Genomic DNA, 1,543 nt, shown 5'->3' on the forward strand with positions numbered 1-1,543 from the left:
GGTGGGCAGACGAGCGCTTCCACAACCCGCGCTGGACAGCGTCGTGGGCCGCCCAGGACTACGACACCCCCGACGGGTTGCCGTTCATCGGTCCCCTGCACCGGTTCGGGAAGAACATGTGGGCGGCCACCGGCTTCGGCGGCTGGGGCCTGAGCAACGGCGCGCTGGCGGGCATCCTGATCCGCGATCTCATCGAAGGCCGGGAGTCTCCTCACGCCTCGCTGTTCCACACCCGACGTCTCGCGCCGCTGGTCGTGGCGCGCTCGCTGATCAGCGGTTCCCCGCGCCTCGCCCACGGCATGCTGGGTGACCGGGTGCGCTCCCACGTGACGAGCATCGCCACGACGTCGGAGCTCGAGGCGGGTGAGGCGGCCTACCTGCGGGATGCAGGGATCTGGGCGGCGTACTGCGACGAGGTCGGCGACGCACACGTCGTGTCCGCCAACTGCACGCACCAGGGCTGCCGGGTGACGTTCAACAAGGAGGAGACGACGTGGGAGTGCCCGTGCCACGGCTCCCGGTTCTCGGTGGACGGTGACGTCCTCCAGGGTCCGGCGACCACTCCTCTGGAGCCGCACCCGGATCACGAAGGGTCCTGACGGGGCGGGGACACCGGTCGCGGGCGCGTTGTCCTCAGGTGCGGACGGTGGGCTCGAGTCGCTCGAACCCACTGTGGTGGAAGACCAACGGGCCTTGCCCGCTCGACCGGTCGACGTGGTCGACGGCCTGCAGCTCGAGCAGGATCAACACGTGGTCACCTGCATCCACCTCGCGATGGACGGTGCAGTCGAACCGGGCGAGGCCGTCGTCGATGGTGATGCCGCCCCCGGCCGCCACCGTGTAGGCGACTCCGGCGAACCGGGCATCGACGGGCCCGGCGAGCTGGCGGCACACGGCCGCGTGGTGGTCGGCCAGGACGGTGACGCCAAGACGCGGGGCCGTGCGCAGGGCGGGCCAGGTCTTCGACGCGACGGCGAGGTTCACCGAGACGAGGGGCGGGTCCAGGCTCACCGACGTGAAGGAGCTGGCGGCGAGCCCGACCGGGCGCCCGTCGATCTCGGCCGCCACCGCCACCACGCCGCTCGGGAAGAATCCGAAGGCCTCGCGGAGCCGGTCCGGGTCGAGGTCCTGGTTGGTCGTCAGCTTCGGATTCGTGGCAAGCGTGCTCATCGGACGCCACTCGCGACCGGCGCGCTGACGATGTCGGGCAGCTCGGGACCCAGCTTGAGCGACTCCAGGAAGAGCACGATCGTCGCGGCCACCGAGCGGTGCGATGCGTCATTGAGGATGTCGTGCCGACCCCCGTTGACCAGTCGTGCCCGCACCTCCGGGACACCGTCGTACAGCGAAAGGGCCTCGTCGGACGAGGTGACCGGATCGGACGACCCGTGCAGCACGAGCACCGGCTTGCGGGGCGCTGTCAGCTCGATCGAGGACCACGGCAGCGGGCGGTTGAGGGCACCGCGGGCGAACCCGCTGTCCTCCGCGATGACGCGACGGTGCACCGGGCACGCGCTCCGCGCCTCGATCTCCGCTTCCCAGG

3 protein-coding genes are annotated in these 1,543 nt (G+C 71.0%); 1 reads left to right on the top strand and 2 read right to left on the bottom strand.

Translation table 11 applies throughout. The features are described 5' to 3' along the window. The coding region (locus ACOADB_RS06140; protein ID WP_378597068.1) for an FAD-dependent oxidoreductase at window positions 1–599 on the top strand (599 nt) is incomplete at its 5' end. Window positions 600–633: 34 nt separating this feature from the next. On the opposite strand, the gene ACOADB_RS06145 is transcribed toward ACOADB_RS06140, so the two are convergent. Further along, entirely contained in the window at window positions 634–1,170 is a 537-nt protein-coding gene (locus tag ACOADB_RS06145; RefSeq protein ID WP_378597069.1) for a flavin reductase family protein, read from the bottom strand. After that, window positions 1,167–1,543, bottom strand: a 377-nt coding sequence (locus ACOADB_RS06150; RefSeq protein ID WP_378597070.1) for an alpha/beta hydrolase, incomplete at its 5' end; no start/stop codon positions are given. The genes ACOADB_RS06150 and ACOADB_RS06145, both read right to left, overlap by 4 nt.

Origin of the sequence: Nocardioides sp. CPCC 206348 (assembly GCF_048654705.1) — a bacterium.
Taxonomy (GTDB): Bacteria; Actinomycetota; Actinomycetes; order Propionibacteriales; family Nocardioidaceae; genus Nocardioides.